2 protein-coding genes and 1 pseudogene are annotated in these 2332 nt (G+C 49.6%); all 3 read right to left on the reverse strand.

All coding sequences use genetic code 11. From position 1 onward, the window contains the following. Positions 1 to 571 (reverse strand): alcohol dehydrogenase catalytic domain-containing protein (locus tag ACEW8S_RS14800; RefSeq protein ID WP_373518904.1); only part of this gene is annotated, 571 nt, incomplete at its 3' end. Positions 572 to 630: 59 nt separating this feature from the next. Then, positions 631 to 1788, reverse strand: a complete 1158-nt coding sequence (locus tag ACEW8S_RS14805) for a Gfo/Idh/MocA family protein (protein WP_373518905.1) — start codon at positions 1786 to 1788, stop codon at positions 631 to 633. 108 nt (positions 1789 to 1896) lie between these two features. Continuing rightward, positions 1897 to 2332: pseudogene (locus ACEW8S_RS14810) on the reverse strand (sugar phosphate isomerase/epimerase); the annotation flags it as partial.

Consider the following 2332-nt stretch of genomic DNA (forward strand, 5'->3'; position numbering starts at 1 on the left):
ATCCGGTGACGACGACATCGTCGCCGGGCTTGATATGGCATTTGCTATACAAGGCGTTTACTACAACGGACAAAGGCTCCACCAATGCTCCCTGCTCGGGAGTCAGTCCATCCATGAGCGGTACGACCCTGTCGGATTCCAACACCACCTGTTGCCCAAAACCCCCATTTCTATGGAAGCCAATGATTTGTTTTTGGGGACACAGGTTCCATTTCGCCACGCTACAGGCGGGACATTCCTCATCTTGGCACCCCAACATCGCTAATGGCGTGAAAAGGTCGCCCACTTTGAGGTCGCCGTGATCGCCGGGGCCCAGTTCGAGTATTTCGGCACTGAACTCGTGGCCGATTATTCGTGGCCGTTCGACCCAATCGAAATTTGGCTTGCCCAGAGCCGCGCTATTATCGGAACCGCAGATTCCCGTATACAAGGTCTTTGCCAAAATTTCCCCTTCCTTAAGCTCCGGAATCTCCATATCCACCACAGAAGTGTTAGCAGTAACGGATACATCCGAACCGGGGTAAATTCTTTCTCGGCCTTGAAGACAGAAGCCTTTTAGTTGTTTGCTCATTTTTTTGATTCGAATTTTTAGTCTGAATTAAGCCTTTTGGACTGTTCCCTGAACACTACCTACTTCCACTCGACCCCTGTATCCTTCCAGCTTCTCGATTTCGCCGATTCCAATACAGCCTCACATACTTTCTGGGTTTCTTGGGCTTCCTTAAAGGTCGGGGAGCAGGGTTTTCCTTCTTCCAAAGCTTTTAGAAAATCGGCTATCTGATGTATAAAACTATGCTCGTACCCGATGGATAGTCCCGGCACCCACCATTTGTCCATATAAGGCTGATCATCATCGGTGACATGGATGGAACGCCAGCCGCGCTCTATGGATTCGTCTCGATGGTCAAAATATTCCAGCCGCGACAAATCGTGCAGGTTCCATTTGATGGAGGCGTGTTCGCCGTTTATTTCAAAGGTATAGTGCGCCTTGTGGCCACGTGCATATCTCGTGGATTCGAATAAGCCTAGGGATCCGTTATCAAAATGACAATGGAACAGGCAGGCATCGTCGATGGTTACTTCCTGTTTTTCACCGGTTTTGGAATGTACCCGTTCTTTGATAAAAGTTTCGGTCATGGCGGAAACATCCTTAATGCCCCCGTTCAACCACATGGCAGTGTCGATACAATGGGCCAAAAGGTCGCCGGTTACTCCGGATCCGGCAGCGGCATTGTCCAGCCTCCATAATCCTTCACCACCCTGGGGGAGTTCGGGACTGATGGTCCAATCTTGTAAAAAGTTTGCGCGGTAATGGAAGATTTTGCCCAGTTTTCCGGCGTCTATCAATTGTTTTGCCAAGGTAACGGCAGGGACCCTTCTGTAATTATAATACACCGTGTTGGCCACCCCGGCCTTCTCAACGGCATCTACCATCGGCTGCGCTTCGGCAACCGTTCTGGCCAAGGGTTTTTCGCACAAAACCATTTTTCCGGCCTCCGCCGCTGCAATGGCAATCTCTGCATGCATATTGTTCGGGGTACAGATGTCTATGGCATCGATATCGTTACGGGCAACGAGTTTCCGCCAATCCGTTTCGATGGATTCATAGCCCCATTGTTCGGCGAATGCGGTAACCCGCTCTTCGTTTCTGGCACAAACTGCCTTTAAAATGGGATTATACTGTAGCTCCGGGAAAAAATTGGGTATCCGTTTATAGGCGTTGGAATGGGTTCTACCCATAAAACCGTAACCGACAAGGCCGATTCTTAAATCTTTTTTGTTGCTCATATTTTAAGTTTTACTTCACCTCTGATGTTCCCTCCTTAGCCCTCCCCGAGGGAGTGGGAATACCTTCGCAAATGTAAAGGGCAGGTTAGAATTTAGACAATTCACCGCCTACTCCTTCTCATGCCAACCATGCAATTCCCTAACCTGAATCATGGCGCCCAAAATATCGTTCCAAGTCTTGGGTTTCATCATGACGTCGTTGGGGAACATACAGCCGTCCCAGCAGATGTGCTTGATTTTTTTGGTCAGGTTACCGTGTTCGTCGCGGAGCCAGTGGCCGGCATCGACGGCGATATCCAATTTTCCCTTGGGATCGTCGGCAAGACAATGTCTTCCGGTCTTGTCGTGGGAACCGGAACCAAATACGGTGCCGTCGTTTTGGGCAACGTGAAAATCTATCGTCCATGGGCGTAGGGCGGCGGTCAATTCTTCAAGTCCCTTCGTCAGGGTTTTCCGATTATCCCAATCGAAATCTTTGGGAAGAATACGTTCGTCGGGTTTGTTGTATCCCAAGAGATATAATAAGGTATGCGCCATATCGGCC

Source organism: Pricia sp. (genome assembly GCF_041745955.1).
Lineage (GTDB): Bacteria > Bacteroidota > Bacteroidia > Flavobacteriales > Flavobacteriaceae > Pricia.

Coding starts and splice junctions, on each gene's coding strand:
- ACEW8S_RS14805 (WP_373518905.1), bottom strand. CDS start 1,788: ATGAGCAACAAAAAAGATTTAAGAATCGGCCTTGTCGGTTACGGTTTT.